This is a genomic window from Cupriavidus sp. UYPR2.512, from assembly GCF_000379565.1.
GTDB lineage: Bacteria > Pseudomonadota > Gammaproteobacteria > Burkholderiales > Burkholderiaceae > Cupriavidus.
Map to the genome: position 1 here is coordinate 348,950 of NZ_KB902853.1, position 15,505 is coordinate 364,454.

At 67.4% G+C, this 15,505-nt stretch carries 14 protein-coding genes; 6 read left to right on the top strand and 8 right to left on the bottom strand.

Features of this window, described 5'->3' with window-relative positions:
• Positions 1 to 53 precede the first annotated feature (53 nt).
• The 4 genes from A3A5_RS0104365 to A3A5_RS0104380 all read right to left on the bottom strand — a co-directional run bounded on the left by A3A5_RS0104365 (position 54) and on the right by A3A5_RS0104380 (position 3,218).
• Complete coding sequence (locus tag A3A5_RS0104365) at positions 54 to 1,034, bottom strand: beta-ketoacyl-ACP synthase III (protein WP_018309410.1); 981 nt, start codon at positions 1,032 to 1,034, stop codon at positions 54 to 56.
• A 52-nt stretch (positions 1,035 to 1,086) separates the two neighbouring features.
• Positions 1,087 to 2,166, bottom strand: a complete 1,080-nt coding sequence (gene plsX / locus A3A5_RS0104370) for a phosphate acyltransferase PlsX (RefSeq protein ID WP_018309411.1) — start codon at positions 2,164 to 2,166, stop codon at positions 1,087 to 1,089.
• 165 nt (positions 2,167 to 2,331) lie between these two features.
• Complete coding sequence (gene rpmF, locus A3A5_RS0104375; RefSeq protein WP_010814675.1) at positions 2,332 to 2,511, bottom strand: 50S ribosomal protein L32; 180 nt, start codon at positions 2,509 to 2,511, stop codon at positions 2,332 to 2,334.
• A 119-nt stretch (positions 2,512 to 2,630) separates the two neighbouring features.
• The gene (locus A3A5_RS0104380; RefSeq protein WP_018309412.1) at positions 2,631 to 3,218 is read right to left on the bottom strand and encodes a DUF177 domain-containing protein; all 588 of its coding nucleotides are present in this window, start codon (positions 3,216 to 3,218) and stop codon (positions 2,631 to 2,633) included.
• 207 nt (positions 3,219 to 3,425) lie between these two features.
• Here A3A5_RS0104380 and A3A5_RS0104385 point away from each other — a divergent pair, with 207 nt between their 5' ends.
• Together A3A5_RS0104385 and A3A5_RS0104390 are read left to right on the top strand one after the other, a co-directional pair.
• Positions 3,426 to 4,025 (top strand): Maf-like protein, encoded by a 600-nt coding sequence (locus A3A5_RS0104385; protein ID WP_018309413.1) that lies wholly within the window; start codon positions 3,426 to 3,428, stop codon positions 4,023 to 4,025.
• A gap of 16 nt (positions 4,026 to 4,041) precedes the next feature.
• On the top strand, positions 4,042 to 4,773 hold the full coding sequence (locus tag A3A5_RS0104390) for an SAM-dependent methyltransferase (protein WP_018309414.1): 732 nt from the start codon (positions 4,042 to 4,044) through the stop codon (positions 4,771 to 4,773).
• A 58-nt stretch (positions 4,774 to 4,831) separates the two neighbouring features.
• Here A3A5_RS0104390 and A3A5_RS0104395 read toward each other — a convergent pair whose 3' ends face one another.
• From A3A5_RS0104395 to A3A5_RS0104410, 4 genes are all read right to left on the bottom strand, one after another.
• A complete protein-coding gene (locus A3A5_RS0104395) occupies positions 4,832 to 6,016 on the bottom strand; it encodes a S49 family peptidase (protein ID WP_018309415.1) in 1,185 nt (394 codons plus the stop codon).
• Positions 6,017 to 6,095: 79 nt separating this feature from the next.
• Positions 6,096 to 6,494: a Rieske 2Fe-2S domain-containing protein gene (locus tag A3A5_RS0104400; RefSeq protein WP_018309416.1), complete on the bottom strand. Its 399-nt coding sequence runs from the start codon at positions 6,492 to 6,494 to the stop codon at positions 6,096 to 6,098.
• Positions 6,487 to 7,146 (bottom strand): HAD-IA family hydrolase, encoded by a 660-nt coding sequence (locus A3A5_RS0104405; RefSeq protein ID WP_018309417.1) that lies wholly within the window; start codon positions 7,144 to 7,146, stop codon positions 6,487 to 6,489. The genes A3A5_RS0104400 and A3A5_RS0104405 overlap by 8 nt, the downstream gene beginning before the upstream one ends.
• 30 nt (positions 7,147 to 7,176) lie before the next feature.
• Positions 7,177 to 8,181, bottom strand: coding sequence for an RluA family pseudouridine synthase (locus A3A5_RS0104410; RefSeq protein ID WP_018309418.1), 1,005 nt, complete (start codon positions 8,179 to 8,181; stop codon positions 7,177 to 7,179).
• A gap of 793 nt (positions 8,182 to 8,974) precedes the next feature.
• Between A3A5_RS0104410 and A3A5_RS0104415 the strand changes: the two genes are divergently transcribed.
• The 4 genes from A3A5_RS0104415 to glp all read left to right on the top strand — a co-directional run bounded on the left by A3A5_RS0104415 (position 8,975) and on the right by glp (position 15,319).
• Positions 8,975 to 12,058: an Rne/Rng family ribonuclease gene (locus tag A3A5_RS0104415; RefSeq protein ID WP_026200446.1), complete on the top strand. Its 3,084-nt coding sequence runs from the start codon at positions 8,975 to 8,977 to the stop codon at positions 12,056 to 12,058.
• Positions 12,059 to 12,278: 220 nt separating this feature from the next.
• Entirely contained in the window at positions 12,279 to 13,403 is a 1,125-nt protein-coding gene (gene moaA / locus A3A5_RS0104420; protein WP_018309420.1) for a GTP 3',8-cyclase MoaA, read from the top strand.
• Positions 13,404 to 13,423: 20 nt separating this feature from the next.
• Positions 13,424 to 14,023, top strand: coding sequence for a molybdenum cofactor guanylyltransferase MobA (gene mobA / locus A3A5_RS0104425; RefSeq protein ID WP_018309421.1), 600 nt, complete (start codon positions 13,424 to 13,426; stop codon positions 14,021 to 14,023).
• A gap of 6 nt (positions 14,024 to 14,029) precedes the next feature.
• Positions 14,030 to 15,319: a gephyrin-like molybdotransferase Glp gene (gene glp / locus A3A5_RS0104430; RefSeq protein WP_018309422.1), complete on the top strand. Its 1,290-nt coding sequence runs from the start codon at positions 14,030 to 14,032 to the stop codon at positions 15,317 to 15,319.
• Positions 15,320 to 15,505: the final 186 nt, after the last annotated feature.

Consider the following 15,505-nt stretch of genomic DNA (forward strand, 5'->3'; position numbering starts at 1 on the left):
CCGGCGCCGCGGCATGTCTTGCATGCACGGCATGCCATGGCGCCGGCCGCGAATCACATGCGCAGCAGCACCGCGCCCCAGGTGAAGCCGCCGCCCACGCCTTCCATCAGCACGGTCTGGCCCGGGCGGATGCGGCCGTCGCGCACCGCGACGTCCAGCGCCAGCGGGATCGACGCGGCCGAGGTGTTGCCGTGCTCGTGCACGGTGGCGACCATGCGCTCCGCCGGCATGCCCAGCTTCCTGGCCGTGCCCTGCATGATGCGGATATTGGCCTGATGCGGGATCAGCCAGTCGACCTGGCCGGGCGTCACGCTGGCGGCCTCCATGGCTTCGCGCGCAACCTTGTCCAGCACGTTCACGGCCAGCTTGAACACGGCCTGGCCGTCCATGTGCAGGAACGGGTTGCCAGTGATATTGCCGCCCGCGACGTTGCCCGGCACGCACAGGATGTCGACCTGGCTGCCGTCCGAGTGCATCGCGGTAGACAGGATGCCGGGCTCGTCGGACGCCGACAGCACCACGGCGCCGGCGCCGTCGCCGAACAGCACGCAGGTGGTGCGGTCATTGAAGTCCAGGATGCGCGAGAACACCTCGGTGCCGATCACCAGCACGTTGCGGTGCGAGCCGCTGCGGATGAACTTGTCGGCGGTGGCCAGTGCATAGACAAAGCCCGAACACACCGCCTGCAGGTCGAAGGCCGGGCAGTGGTTGGTGATACCCAGCTTTTCCTGCACGATGCAGGCCGTGCTGGGGAACACAAAGTCCGGCGTCGAGGTGGCGACGATGATCAGGTCGATGTTCTGGCGGTCGATGCCGGCAGCTTCGATGGCCTGCTCGGCAGCCTTGACCGCGAGATCGCTGCTGGTCACATCCGGCTCGGCCCAGTGGCGTGCCGAAATGCCGCTGCGCGAGACGATCCAGTCGTCGCTGGTCTCGATGCCCTTTTCGGCAAGCTGCGCGGCCAGGTCATGGTTGGTCACGCGCCGCGGAGGCAGGTAGCTTCCGGTACCGATGATTTTTGCGTACTTGGTCATGTATTGTCGGATCGTATGGCCCGCAGGCACCCTCGACCGGCGCGCGTGGCGCTCAGGCGACGTGGGGGCTGGGATGCGCGCCAGGCACCTCTGTCTCCGGGGCGGGCTGTGCAGCGCCTGCGGCGCTGGATTTATCGGCAAAAGCCCGGGTGATGCGGGCGATCACGCCATTCTTGGCGGCATCATACCCGCGTTTGATGGCCCACTCAAAAGAATGGGCATCAGCCGAGCCATGGCTCTTGATCACCAGCCCGCGCAGCCCAAGCAGCGAGGCGCCGTTGTAGCGCGCCGGGTCGAGCCGCCTGGCCAGGCGCGACAGCACCGGCATGGCGACCGCGGCCAGCAGCTTGGTGAACCACGAGCGGGTGAATTCTTCCTTGATCATACCGCCGATCATCTTGGCCAGGCCCTCGGTGCTCTTGAGTGCCACGTTGCCGACAAAGCCGTCGCAGACCACGATGTCGGTAGTGCCCTTGAAGATGTCGTTGCCTTCCACGTTGCCGTAGAAGTTCAGCTCCGAGGCGCGCAGCAGTTCACCCGCACGCTTGACCACCTCATTGCCCTTGATGACTTCCTCGCCGATGTTCAGCAGGCCCACCGTGGGGTGTTCCTTGTGGTCGACCACGGCCACCATGGCTTCAGCCATGCGCGCGAACTGCAGCAGGTGCTCAGGCTCGCAGTCGGCATTGGCGCCCAGGTCCAGCACGGTGGTGCCCCAGCCTTGTTCGTTTGGAATGGTGGTGGCGATGGCCGGCCGCTCGATGCCTTCGAGCGTCTTGAGCACATAGCGCGATACCGCCATCAGGGCGCCGGTATTGCCGGCGGAGATGCAGGCACCGGCCAGGCCTTCCTTGACCTGCGTGACGGCGACGCGCATCGAAGAGTCCCTCTTCTTGCGCAGCGCCACCTCGACCGGATCATCCATGGTGATGACCTCGGTGGCCTCGACGATAGTCACGCGCGGATGGTCCAGCGCATGCAGCTTTTTCAGCTGCGTCCGGATGGCGTCGGGCAAGCCGACCAGCACCATCTCGGCGTCGTCGTGGCGGGAAAGAAAACTGATCGCCGCAGGCACCGTCACGGAGACACCGTGATCGCCGCCCATGCAGTCGATAGCGATTTTGATCGTCATTGTTCCTGGTACGGATAGCGCGGCGGCGCACGCCACGCCCGGCGAGAATCCCGAGCGCCCAACAAAAAAGCGGCAACGATCTTGCCGCTTTTTTGTCTCTGACCTTTTAGTGTCCGACCTACAGGCATGCGCGAGCGAGACGCAACGTCACGCCGAACGAAGCTATCAGTCGTTCTTGGTCTTGATGACCTTGCGGCCACGGTAGTAGCCGTTCGGGCTGACGTGGTGACGCAGGTGGGTTTCGCCGGTGGTCGGCTCAACTGCCAGCGGCGCGGCCGACAGGTGATCGTGCGAACGGTGCATGCCGCGCTTGGACGGCGACTTCTTGTTCTGTTGAACAGCCATGATGACTCCTTCGAGAATTTTTCAATATTAACACACGCATCCCGCCCAAGGCGTAGCCGGGGCCCGGCCGGATGCTTCAGATTCACCTGCAAGACCTTGCGCACCGCCTCTCGGCGGCATCAATGCCTGGTCTTCAGGCCGGCCAGCGCCGCAAAGGGCGAAGGCCGCTTTTCTTCCTCAGGCTCAGCCTCTGGCTGCGCCTCGCCGTCCGAACCGGTCACGAGGCTTTCGTGCACCGTCGGGCAGACGTCATGCTTGGGGGCCACCGGCAACGCCAGCAGCACTTCATCTTCAATCAGTTCCAGCAGCGAGAAATGCTTCGAACCGGCGATCACGTCGACTTCGTCGTCCATCGGCGCGGCGTCGGCCGCTTCCTCGCTTTCCACCACCTCGAAACGCGTTGCCGTATCGATCGGCTCGGCATAGGGGGCCAGGCAGCGCTGGCAATCCAGCCATGTCCGGCCCTGCACGGTCACGTCGAGAAACAGCCGCCGCATCACCGGGGCGCCCGGCTCGGCCGCCTCTTCACGCATGAAGCCAGTGGCCGTATAGGCAAACGTCTCGTCGGGTGCCGAGGCTGGCGCTTGCGCCGCGGTCTCGGCTAAGATGCGCGGCAAATCCCGCACCGCCACGTCGCCGGCCAGGCTTTCACCCTTCCGGCACAAGGCGAAGAGATCAAGCGCGCGCAGGTCAATCGGCTGGGTCATGTGCGTGGCTCCGGTCGCTATACAATGACTGGTTCGCCACATTCCACGCCTGTCGGACTACGGGCCGCGCACATTGGCGGCACTGCGCCCGGGTGCGGATGCGGCTAAACGCGCGATTGTACGACGTAAACCGCGCCGAGGTCAAAGGTCTTGCAACGCGGGCCGCACCTTTTTGCTGTTTCGCTTCCTGTTCCGATTCCATTACTTATGTCCCCAGACCCCCGCCCCAGCCTGATCCTTGGCTCCGGCTCACCCTACCGCCGCGAACTGCTGGAGCGCCTGCGCATCCCGTTCGAGGTGGCCGTGCCCGACATCGACGAAACCCCGCTTGCTGGCGAAGCGCCCGAAGCCACCGCGCTGCGCTTGTCGCAGCGCAAGGCCGAAGCCATTGCCGCGCGCCATCCGGGCGTGCTGGTAATCGGCTCGGACCAGGTGCTGACCCTGGACGGCGAACAGATGGGCAAGCCCGGCACGCATGAGAAAGCCGTGGCGCAGCTGCGCCGCATGCGCGGGCGCACCGCCACCTTCCACTCGGCCCTGTGCCTGCTGGACGCACGCACCGGCACCGTGCAGTTGGCCGACGTGCAGACCCGCGTGACCATGCGCGACCTGACCGACGCTGAAATCGAGAGCTACCTGCAGCTGGAGCGCCCCTACGACGTGGCCGGCAGCGCCAAGTCCGAAGGCCTGGGCATCACGCTGCTGGAACGCGTCGAGTCGGACGACCCGACCGCACTGGTCGGCCTGCCGCTGATCGCGCTGACCGGCATGCTGCGTCAGGCCGGTTACCCCCTTCTTTCTGCATGACCCGCACGAGCCCACGATGAGCGGCACTCTTTACCTGATCCCCAACACCCTCGGCAAGCGCGACCAAGCCGACCCGCTGGCCGACGTGATTCCGGCCGGCGTGCAGCAGGTCGCGGCCAATCTCGATTACCTCGTCGCCGAGAACGCCAAGACCGCGCGCGCCTTCCTGAAGAAGCTGGGCGAGACCACGCCGCTGGCGCGCCCGATCCAGCAGATCGAGATCCGCGAGCTGAACGTCAATACGCGCGCCGACGCCCTGGCCGCGCTGCTGGCCCCGCTCGAAGCCGGCCGCGACGGCGGCCTGCTGTCCGAAGCCGGCGTGCCGGCGGTGGCCGACCCCGGCGCCGACCTGGTGCGGCTGGCCCATGCGCGCCGCATCCGCGTGCGGCCGCTGGTCGGGCCCAGCTCGATCCTGCTGGCGGTGATGGGCTCGGGCCTGAACGGCCAGAGCTTTGCCTTCAACGGCTACCTGCCGGTCGATGCCGGCGAGCGCGCGCAGCGCCTGCGCGAGCTGGAGCAGCGTTCGCGCAAGTCCAGTCAAACCCAGGTGTTCATCGAAACGCCCTACCGCAACGCGGCGCTGCTGGAAGCCATGCGCCAGCACTGCGCCGCCACCACGCTGCTGTCCGTGGCCGTAGACCTGACCCTGCCGGGCGAGACCATCGTCACGCTGCCGCTGTCAGACTGGCGCCCCGAGCGGATCGACCTGCACAAGCGCCCGGCGATCTTCTCGCTGCTGGCCATATAAGACATGGCGAAGGGGGCGCGAACGCCCCCCTTTGCCATTGCCGCAGCACCATCCAGGCTCAGTGCATGCCCTGCATGCGGTTGCTCCACAGCATGGTCTTCATCGCCGCTGAGCCCACCGCCGCGCCAAAGCGCTTGGCCACGCGCTCGGCAATGTTCTCCTTGACGGTGTAGTCGACGATGTCCGCGGCCTTGAGCACATCGCGCGCGACATAGTCGGTGCTGCCCAGCCCGTCGGCCAGGCCCAGCTCCACGGCGCGCTCGCCCGACCAGAACAGGCCGGAAAACAACTCCGGATCATCCTTGAGCCGGTCACCGCGTCCTTCCTTGACCACGTCGATGAACTGCTGGTGGATCTGCTTGAGCATGGCCTCGGCAAAGGCCTTCTGCTTCGGCACCTGCGGCGAGAACGGGTCCAGCATGCCCTTGTTGGCGCCCGAGGTGTACAGCCGGCGCTCCACGCCCAGCTTGTCCATCAGCCCGGTAAACCCAAACCCGTCCATCAGCACGCCGATCGAACCCACGATGCTGGCCTTGTCGACATAGATCTTGTCGGCCGCCGCGGCCACGTAATAGCCGCCCGAGGCGCAGATCTCTTCCACCACCACATAGAACGGCTTGGACGGATGAAGCGTGCGCAGCCGCTGGATCTCATCGTTGATGATGCCCGCCTGCACCGGCGAGCCGCCCGGCGAGTTGATCTTCAGGATCACGCCGGCGGCATGGCTGTCAGCGAACGCCGCCTGCAGCGAGGCATTGATCGATTCCGCGCTGGCCGGGGTGCCCGCGGCGATCTCGCCCTCTAGCGTGACCATGGCCGTATGGCGGCCCGAGGTGCTGATGGCGCCATCGCCCTTGAAGTCGAACAGCGCGACCAGGGCCAGCGCCAGCAACGCCAACCCGACAAAGCGGAAGAAGATGCGCCAGCGCCGTGCCGCGCGCTGCTCGCGCAGCGATGCGGTCAGCACCTTTTCCAGCAGATCGCGCTCCCAGCCTGCGCCACCGCCAACCGGGAGCCCCGCGGTGGCACCGGCCATGCGCGCCTCGCGCTCGCGCGCTTCACGCCTTGCCGCGTCGTCGCCGGCGCGCAATTCGTCTTCCAGCGGGTAGTCGGCGCGCGGTGCGGTGACCAGGCGCTCGGATTCCGCCTGGGGCGCCCCTTCGCCCGGCGCACCCTCGCCGGCTGGCTTGTGCTCGTCCGGCTGACCCGATTCACCCGATGGCGGCTTCTGTTGTTCTGTCATGCAAATCGCTCGTGGAAACGCCTGGCAACCCAGGCCTGGAAATACAACGGCCGGCCTGACCGCCGGCCCTGCTCGTCATTCAGGCACCGTCCATGCGCGCAGCGATCCGGTATGGCGCTTCCGGCAGCCAGTAGACGTGGCCGTCGCGCTCCTCGATGCGCAGCTTGGCCAGCGATGCCCCGCGGCAGGGACCGCCGACGCACTCGCCGCTGTCCGGCGCATAGACCGCGCCATGTGTGGCGCACATCAAGTATAGGCCTGAGGCATCGAAGAACCGGCCTTCCTGCCAGTCCAGCTCCATCGGCACATGGGCACACTGGTTCAGGTAGCCGTGTGCGGCGCCGTCGAAACGCACCACGAAGGCGCCGATCTCACGCTGGTCCAGCGCCACCGAGAAGCGCACGCCCAGGCCGCCCTCCTCCAGGTCCGCGGCGGCGCACAGCCGCACCGGCGCCTGGCCGGCCGCTGCCTCAGGCATGGGCCAGCAGCCAGTCAGTCAGGTCGGGGATGGAGGTCGCGCAATGCACCGGCGCCATCGCGCGCAGCGAATCTGCGGGATGTGCGCCATAGCACACGCCAATCCCCTTGGCGCCGGCATTGGCCGCCATCTGCAGGTCATGGGTGGTGTCGCCGACCATCACCGTGCGCTCCACGTCCTGCCCCAGCTCGCGGGTCAGTTCGTGCAGCATGGCCGGGTGCGGTTTGGAGAAGGTCTCGTCGGCACAGCGCGTGGCGTCGAACATGCGGGTCAGGCCGCTCGCGGCCAGCGCGCGCTGCAGGCCGACGCGGGTCTTGCCGGTGGCCACGCCAAGAAAATAGTGTTCGCCGCGCAAGGTCTCCAGCATTTCGCGCACGCCGTCGAACAGTACCAGGTCGGCGTCGCGAGCGAGGAAGTGGTAGCGGTAGCGTTCAGCCAGGCGCGGGTAGTCGGCGGGGTCCAGCGTCGGCACCGCGTAAGACAGCGCATCCTTCAGGCCCAGCCCGATCACGTGGCTGGCGGCGCTGTCATCCGGCACCGGCAGGCCCAGGTCGCGGCTGGCAAGCTGGATGCACTTGGCAATGGTCGGGGTCGAGTCCATCAGCGTCCCGTCCCAGTCAAAAACGATCAGGTCAAATTGTTGCCTGGCCATGGCAGTCCTTGTGGCGTTTGATGCACTACCCTACTCCGGGGCATGCAGTTCACGCAATTGTTGCAGGAATCCGACGCATTCGTCGGGCAGCGGCGCTTCCACCGCCAGCGGCTCGCCCGTAGCCGGGTGGATAAACACCAGCCGGTGGGCGTGCAGGAACATGCGCTTGAGGCCCGGCTCGGCGCCGGAGCGCGCCAGCGCCTTGTTCAGCGAGTAATCGCCATATTTTTCGTCACCGACGATCGGGAAACCCGAGTGGGCCAGGTGGACGCGGATCTGGTGGGTACGTCCGGTCTTCAGCTCGGCCTCCAGCAGGGTGAACCCCTGGAAGGCCTCGACCCGGTTGAACACGGTGTGCGAGGCCAGCCCGTCGGCCTGCACCCGCACCCGGCGCTCGCCGTCCGGCGTGCTGTACTTATATAGAGGCAGCTTCACATGCTGGCGCGCGTTCGGGAATTCGCCGGCCACGCAGGCGAAATAGCGCTTGTCCATCGCGCTGCCGCGAATCTGCTCATGCAGGTGGACCAGCGCCGAGCGCTTCTTGGCCAGCACCAGGATGCCGGAGGTCTCGCGATCGAGCCGGTGCACCAGTTCAAGGAACTTGGCCTCGGGCCGGGACCGGCGCAATTGCTCGATCACGCCGAAGGCCACGCCCGAGCCGCCGTGCACGGCCACGCCGGCCGGCTTGTTGATCACCAGCAACTGGGCGTCCTCAAACAGCACCGGGAATTCGCCCGCCGGCACATGCTGGGCATTGGCCGATTGCGCCGAACTCGCCACCCGCATTGGTGGAATGCGCACCACATCACCCGACTGCAGGCGATAAGTGGCGTCGATCCGACCCTTATTGACGCGAACTTCCCCCGAACGCAGCACCCGGTAGATATGGCTCTTGGGCACACCCTTGGCCACCTTCAGCAGGAAGTTGTCAATGCGCTGACCTTCCGAACCTTCGTCAATCGTGACATACGCCACCTGTGGGCTGACCGGCGCAGCTTCGGCAGCCTTTTCAATTTGATGGCGTAACTCATTCATTTTCAATATAATTTCCTCGCTGTCCCGGCTTGTGGCCGGCAGCGCAAGACCTGTGTAAGCGATGGATCTTCGAGTTTTCTTGGATTTTTCGCATTCTACACTTGGGGTTGCCGCCAACCCCGCCCGTCTCCCGCAACTTTGCGTTCCGCCAAGCGCCAGACGGGCAAATGGCAGTAAAAAGCAGCACGCACGGTGCCGCCGGCATGCAGGAAGTCGCCCAAAGGAGGCTTCGGCGAGGCAGGCGGTGACGTGGGAACTGAGTGTTCAGGTAAAACAGAATTTAAAGGCGGATGCCACTGCCGGCATCCGCTTCGGTGAGAGAAGTCCTGCCCGCACCGGGAAACGGTGCCGGCCGGCAGGTTAGCCTGCCGCCTGACTGGAAATACCGGCGCCCGGTCGCAGAATTCCAAGAAGTAGTAGGTGCGCCCGCCAGGAGTAGTCAGGCAGCAACGGCAACCATGCCGTGTCCGAAAAATTTGCTCTTTGACGCGTCTAGGCCTTCCGCGGCCGGCCGCGATGCCGCCGGCGCCGGTTGCGCCGGCGTCCAGCATCGCCTCCGGCACGGGAACGCGCCGGATGTCTGCGCAAGAGCAGCCTCCGGTGTTCTCTCCTGCCCCGCGGACGTTACCCCGACGTCATCGCTCTCTTTCACCCGCGCCCAGCCGCTCGCCTATCCCGCGCAGCGGCGCTTTCCGGCAATTCTCGCGCCTCGCTCGCTCCCTCGCGTGCTCCATGGATCGCCGCGGACACCGCCCAGACGGTGCCACCCGCGACACTGGAGTGAGGTATTGCGATGAAACGCATGCTGTTCAACGCGACGCAACAGGAGGAATTGCGCGTCGCCATCGTCGACGGTCAGAAACTGATCGATATCGACATCGAGACTGCCGGGCGCGAACAGCGCAAGGGCAACATCTACAAGGGCGTCGTCACCCGCATCGAGCCGTCGCTCGAGGCCTGCTTCGTCAATTACGGCGAAGAGCGCCACGGCTTCCTGCCGTTCAAGGAAGTGGCCCGCGCCTTCTTCAAGGAAGGCATCGACGTGCGCAACGCGCGCATCCAGGACGCCCTGCATGAAGGCCAGGAACTGATCGTCCAGGTCGAGAAGGAAGAGCGCGGCAACAAGGGCGCGGCGCTGACCACCTTTATCTCGCTGGCCGGCCGCTACCTGGTGCTGATGCCCAACAACCCGCGCGGCGGCGGCGTATCGCGCCGCATCGAGGGCGAGGACCGCCAGGAACTGCGCGAAACCATGGCGCAGCTGACCGTGCCGGAAGGCATGAGCATCATCGCCCGTACCGCGGGCATCGGCCGCTCGGCCGAGGAACTGCAGTGGGACCTGAACTACCTGCTGCAACTGTGGAAGGCCATCGACGGCGCCGCCGGCGACAACAAGGCCCCGCTGCTGATCTACCTGGAATCGAGCCTGGTCATCCGCGCCATTCGCGACTACTTCCAGCCGGATATCGGCGAGATCCTGATCGATACCGACGAGATCTACGAACAGGCCCGCGCCTTCATGAGCGTGGTGATGCCTGACAACATGAACCGCGTGAAGAAGTACCGGGACGACGTGCCCCTGTTCTCGCGCTTCCAGATCGAACACCAGATCGAGTCGGCCTATTCGCGCATGGTCATGCTGCCGTCGGGCGGCGCCATTGTGATCGACCACACCGAGGCGCTGGTCTCCGTGGACGTGAACTCGGCCCGCGCCACCAAGGGCGCCGACATCGAGGAAACCGCGCTGCGCACCAACCTCGAGGCCGCCGACGAGATCGCCCGCCAGCTGCGCCTGCGTGACCTGGGCGGCCTGATCGTGATCGACTTCATCGACATGGAGTCAGGCAAGGCCCAGAAGGACGTGGAAACGCGCCTGAAGGACGCGCTGCGCCACGACCGCGCGCGTGTGCAGATGGGCAAGATCAGCCGCTTCGGCCTGATGGAGCTGTCGCGCCAGCGCCTGCGTCCGTCGCTGTCGGAGGGCTCGCACATCACTTGCCCGCGCTGCAACGGCACCGGGCATATCCGCGATACCGAATCGTCCGCCCTGCAGGTGCTGCGCATCATCCAGGAAGAGGCGATGAAGGAAAACACCGCCGCCATCCACTGCCAGGTGCCGGTGGAAGTCGCCGCCTTCCTGCTGAACGAGAAGCGCCAGGAAATCAACCTGATCGAGCTGCGCTTCAAGGTCAATGTGCTGCTGATCCCCAACAAGCACCTGGAAACGCCGCACTACAAGCTGGAGCGTCTGCGCCACGACGACCCGCGCCTGGAAGAAAGCACCGCCAGCTACCGCATGGCCGAGGCTGCCGCCAAGGAACTGGAAGCCGACACCAGCTACAGCAGCCGCCGCAAGGAAGAAGCCAAGCCGCGCCAGGAAGCCGCGGTCAAGGGCATCACCCCGGAACAGCCGGCGCCGGTGTCGGTGCCGCGCCCCGAGCGCGCGCCCAAGCCGGAAGCCCCGGTCGCACCGCCCGTGCCGGCTACCCAGCCGGTGGTCAGCGGCGGCTTTATCGCCTGGCTGAAGGGCCTGTTCGGTGGCCGCCCGGCGACCCCGCCGGTGGTGGAGCCGGCCAAGCCGGCAGCTGCAACTGAGGCCCGTAGCACCGACGGCCGGCGCGAGCGCGGCCAGCGCGGCGAAGGCCGCGGCCAGCGTGGTGAGCGTGGCGACCGCGCCGAGCGTGGTGAGCGCACGGAGCGTGGTGAGCGTGGCGAGCGCCAGGGCCGTGGCCAGCGCGGCGAGCGTGCCGAGCGCGCGGAACGTGGTGAGCGCCAGGGTGCCGAGCGCGGCGAGCAACGCGAGGGCCGTGGCGAGCGCCAAGGCCGCCAGCCGCGCCAGCAAGGTGAAGGCCAGGCCACTCCGGCCCTGGCTCGCCAGGGCGAGGCTGTGCAAGCCGAGCGCGCTCAGGGCGAGCGCGCCGAGGGCCGCCAGGAAGGCCGCCGCGACCGCAACCAGGAACGCCGCGAGCGCCAGCGTGAACGCCAGCGCGAACGCAGCGAACTGCGCGAAGCCGAAGCCGGTGAAGCACCGCAGCCGGAAGCGATCGCCGCCGCCCAGGCACTGGGCGTGCTGCCACAGGCCGTGACCGAAGAGACGCAAGCCGTCCGCGCCGAGCTGCCGGAAGGTGCCGAGAGCGCCGCCGAAACCGCTGAGGGCGAAGAGCGCCGCCGCCGCAACCGCCGTGGCCGCAACCGCTATCGCCGTGAGCGCGACGAGTCGACGCAAGGCGCCCACGCTGAAGGCGAAGGCGACGACGAAACCACCGCTGCCGAAGGCGTCGCCCCGGTGAGCGCTGAAGCCGCCGTGCCGGCCGAGCCCGCACCGCAAGCTGCCGTGGCCGCCGCAGCCGAGGCCGTCGAAGCGATCCGCATCGCCGTGCCGGAAGACGTGACGCCCGCGCCGGTCGCCGAGGCAGCCCCGGTGACCACGCAGGTTGCCGAGCCCGTGCCCCAGCAAGCTGCCCCGGTAGCCGCCGCCGTCACGCAAGCCGTTGCCGCCGAAGCGATTGTCGAGTCCGCCGCGAGCGTGGCCGTCGAAGCGGCTCCGGTCGTGCCGGCGCCTGCCGCTGCACCGGTCGCCGCCCCTGTGGCCGAAGCCGCACCGGCCGAGGTGTCCGCCCCGGCAGCCCCGGTCGTTGCTGCAGCGCCGGCCGCCCCGGCAGCACTGGAAAACCTGGAACCGATGCTCGCCACCGCCGGCCTGCAATGGGTCCATACCGACAGCGACAAGCTGCGTTCGGCCCAGGAAGCCGCCGCCCGCATCGCGCCCGCCCCGCGCGTGCAGCGCGAGCGCAAGGCGCTGCCGCCGCTGCCCCACGGTCCGATGATCCTGGTGGAAACCGGTGGCCGCGAAGTGGAGATGGCATCGCAGCAGTAAGCGTTGCCGCTGCACCGCAGCCAAAGCAAGAAGGGGACGGCCACGCCGTCCCCTTTTTTCATGGGCAGCCGGCCGGATGAATCCCCGCCATCACCGGGGGATGCGGGTGCCCCGCCCCGGCCTCGGCTAGAATGGCAGCAGAACGCATCCGGCCCTCGAGCACCCCTGATTTGGCCACGCCGCCATGCCGCTCCCCGGACGCCGTGCCCACCCACAGGCCATGACCGAATCCGTCATTCCGATTTTCGACCTGCGCGACCATCGCTACCGTTCGATGACGCCCAGCATTCCCGGCAAGCTGGCTGCCCCCACCGGCCTGGTGGCCGACACCCGCGGCCGGCCGCTGCATGACCTGCGCATCTCGGTGACGGACCGCTGCAACTTCCGCTGCGTCTACTGCATGCCAAAGGAAGTCTTCGACAAGGACTACACCTTCCTGCCGCATTCCGAGTTGCTGAGCTTCGAGGAGATCGAGCGCACCGCGCGCCTGTTCGTCGCCCACGGCGTCGAGAAGATCCGCCTGACCGGCGGCGAGCCGCTGCTGCGCAAGAACATCGAGCACCTGGTGGAGATGCTGGCGAAGATCGAGACCGTCTCGGGCAAGCCGCTGGACCTGACGCTCACCACCAACGCCTCGCTGCTGGCGCGCAAGGCGCGCTCGCTGCGCGACGCGGGCCTGACGCGCGTCAGCGTCAGCCTGGACGCGATCGACGACGCCACCTTCCGCCGCATGAACGACGTGGACTTCGCCGTCGCCGACGTGCTGCACGGCATCGAGACCGCGCAGGCCGTGGGGCTGGCGCCGATCAAGGTCAATATGGTGGTCAAGCGCGGCACCAATGACCAGGAAATCGTGCCGATGGCACGCCATTTCCGCCACAGCGGCATCATCCTGCGCTTTATCGAGTTCATGGACGTGGGCGCCAGCAACCACTGGCAGATGGACGAAGTGCTGCCGTCGGCCGAAGTGGTGAAGCGCATCGACGCCGAATTCCCGCTCGAACCGGTGCAGGCCAACTACTCGGGCGAAACCGCCGAACGCTGGCGCTACCGCGACGGCAGCGGCGAGATCGGCGTGATCTCCAGCGTCACCCACGCCTTCTGCGGCGACTGCAGCCGCATCCGGCTGTCCACCGAAGGCCGGCTCTACCTGTGCCTGTTCGCCACCGAGGGCTTCGACCTGCGCGCGCTGCTGCGCGGCGGCTACAGCGACCTGGAAATCTCCAATGCGATTGCGCAGGTGTGGCAGGGCCGCACCGACAATTATTCCGAGCAGCGCAGCGACCCGACGGTGCGCGCGAAGCGTGCCGAGCACAAGATCGAGATGTCCTATATCGGCGGCTGACCCCGCCGCACACACAATCCATGATTGCACGCGACGACATCACCGGCCTGATCCTCGCAGGCGGCAGGGGCAGCCGCATGGGCGGCACCGACAAGGGCCTGCAGCCGCTGCACGGCACGCCGATGGCCATGCACACGATGATGCGCCTTACCCCCCAGGTGGGCGGGCTGATGATCAATGCCAACCGCAACCTGGCCGCCTATGAGTCCTTCGGCGTGCCGGTCTACACCGACTCCGTGCCCGATTTCGCCGGACCGCTGGCGGGGATGCTGGCCGGCCTGGAGCAATGCGCCACGCCGTGGATGGTGACCGCGCCCTGCGATTCGCCCTTCCTGCCGACCGACCTGGTGGCACGCCTGGCGCAGGCGATCGAGGCCGAAGGCGCGGACCTGGCGATCCCCGTCACGCTGGACGAGGACGGGCGGCGCCAGACCCAACCTGTGTTCTGCCTGATGCCGGTCAGTGCGCTGGACAGCCTGGTGGCTTATCTTTCCGGCGGCGGCCGCAAGATCGAGACCTGGGCCGCCTCGCACCGCCTGGCCGAAGTGCTGTTCGACGACGCCGCGGCCTTTGCCAATATCAACACCCTGGACGAACTGCGCACGCACGAAACGCGCTGAGCCACCATGCCCACCCTGCAATCCGTCATCTCCTGCCTTTCCGACTACGACCCCGCCGCCCTGCCGGTGGACCAGGCCAACCGCATCATCGGCGAGGTGGTCGAGCCGGTGCGCGGCGTCGAGCAGTTGCCGATCCGCAGCGCCCTGGACCGCGTGCTGGCCGAGGACATCGTCTCGCCCATCGACGTGCCGGCGCATGACAACTCGGCAATGGACGGCTATGCCTTCCAGGGCGCCGCGCTGGCTGCCGCGCAGACGGCCACGGTCGAGCTGGAAGTCATCGGCAGCGCCTTCGCCGGCGGTGCCGGCGCGCTGGCGCCCACGGCGGCGCAGGCGGTGCGCATCATGACCGGCGCGGTGATGCCGGCCGGCTGCGACACCGTGGTGCCGCAGGAATTCGTGGAAGGCGTGGACGACGGCGCGCGCATCCGCTTTGCCGCCGACTGCGTGCGCACCGGCGACAACCGGCGCCTGCGCGGCGAAGACCTGGCGCGCGGCCAGGCCGCGCTGCAGGCCGGGCGCATCCTCCAGCCGGCCGACCTGGGCCTGCTGGCCTCGCTGGGCGTGGCCGAGGTGCGCGTGCGCCGGCGCCTGCGCGTGGCGTTTTTCTCCACCGGCGACGAACTGCGCTCGATCGGCGAGCCGCTCGATCCCGGCTGCGTCTACGACTCCAACCGCTACACGCTGCACGGCATGCTGCGCCGGATGAACGTCGACCTGCTCGACATGGGCGTGGTGCGCGACGACCCCGATGCGCTCGAAGCCGCCTTCCGCACCGCCTGCGAGACCGCCGACGCGGTCATCACCTCCGGTGGGGTCTCGGTCGGCGAGGCCGACTACACCAAGCAGATCATGGCGCGCCTGGGCGATGTCACGTTCTGGAAGATTGCGATGCGCCCGGGCCGGCCGATGGCCTTCGGCCGGATCAATTCCAACGGCCGCGACGCGCTGCTGTTCGGGCTGCCGGGCAACCCGGTGGCGGTGATGGTCACCTTCTACCACTTCGTACGCGCCGCGCTGCAGCGGCTGATGGGCGCCAGCGTGCCGCCGCTGCCGCTGCTGCGCGTGCGCAGCGCGCAAGCCATCCGCAAGAAGCCCGGCCGCACCGAGTACCAGCGCGGCATCCTGGCGCGCGCCGGTGACGGCCAGTGGGAAGTGCGTATCACCGGCCAGCAGGGATCGGGCGTGCTGCGCTCGATGAGCGAGGCCAACTGCTTTATCGTGCTCGGCCACGAACAAGACTCGGTCAAGGCCGGCGATGCGGTCGAGGTGATGCTGTTCGACGGACTGGTCTAGCCGGACCGGCAGGCGCTGCACGCAAGCGCTTGCCACACGCCGGTAGCAATGTGTCGTTTTTGTGCCGCACATTTGCGGCCGTAGCACAGCCGGCACGGGGCTTTCGCCCGCCCCCGCCGACGGCGGGCTATGCTTGGCATCGGCCAATCGCTACACTTGGCGCACGATTCAGAACCATTCGAGTAT

Excerpts from the sequence above, each read along its gene's own strand:
- A3A5_RS0104365 (WP_018309410.1), bottom strand. The coding sequence starts at position 1,034 with ATGACCAAGTACGCAAAAATCATCGGTACCGGAAGCTACCTGCCTCCG.
- plsX (WP_018309411.1), bottom strand. The coding sequence starts at position 2,166 with ATGACGATCAAAATCGCTATCGACTGCATGGGCGGCGATCACGGTGTC.
- rpmF (WP_010814675.1), bottom strand. The coding sequence starts at position 2,511 with ATGGCTGTTCAACAGAACAAGAAGTCGCCGTCCAAGCGCGGCATGCAC.
- A3A5_RS0104380 (WP_018309412.1), bottom strand. The coding sequence starts at position 3,218 with ATGACCCAGCCGATTGACCTGCGCGCGCTTGATCTCTTCGCCTTGTGC.
- A3A5_RS0104385 (WP_018309413.1), top strand. The coding sequence starts at position 3,426 with ATGTCCCCAGACCCCCGCCCCAGCCTGATCCTTGGCTCCGGCTCACCC.
- A3A5_RS0104390 (WP_018309414.1), top strand. The coding sequence starts at position 4,042 with ATGAGCGGCACTCTTTACCTGATCCCCAACACCCTCGGCAAGCGCGAC.
- A3A5_RS0104395 (WP_018309415.1), bottom strand. The coding sequence starts at position 6,016 with ATGACAGAACAACAGAAGCCGCCATCGGGTGAATCGGGTCAGCCGGAC.
- A3A5_RS0104400 (WP_018309416.1), bottom strand. The coding sequence starts at position 6,494 with ATGCCTGAGGCAGCGGCCGGCCAGGCGCCGGTGCGGCTGTGCGCCGCC.
- A3A5_RS0104405 (WP_018309417.1), bottom strand. The coding sequence starts at position 7,146 with ATGGCCAGGCAACAATTTGACCTGATCGTTTTTGACTGGGACGGGACG.
- A3A5_RS0104410 (WP_018309418.1), bottom strand. The coding sequence starts at position 8,181 with ATGAATGAGTTACGCCATCAAATTGAAAAGGCTGCCGAAGCTGCGCCG.
- A3A5_RS0104415 (WP_026200446.1), top strand. The coding sequence starts at position 8,975 with ATGAAACGCATGCTGTTCAACGCGACGCAACAGGAGGAATTGCGCGTC.
- moaA (WP_018309420.1), top strand. The coding sequence starts at position 12,279 with ATGACCGAATCCGTCATTCCGATTTTCGACCTGCGCGACCATCGCTAC.
- mobA (WP_018309421.1), top strand. The coding sequence starts at position 13,424 with ATGATTGCACGCGACGACATCACCGGCCTGATCCTCGCAGGCGGCAGG.
- glp (WP_018309422.1), top strand. The coding sequence starts at position 14,030 with ATGCCCACCCTGCAATCCGTCATCTCCTGCCTTTCCGACTACGACCCC.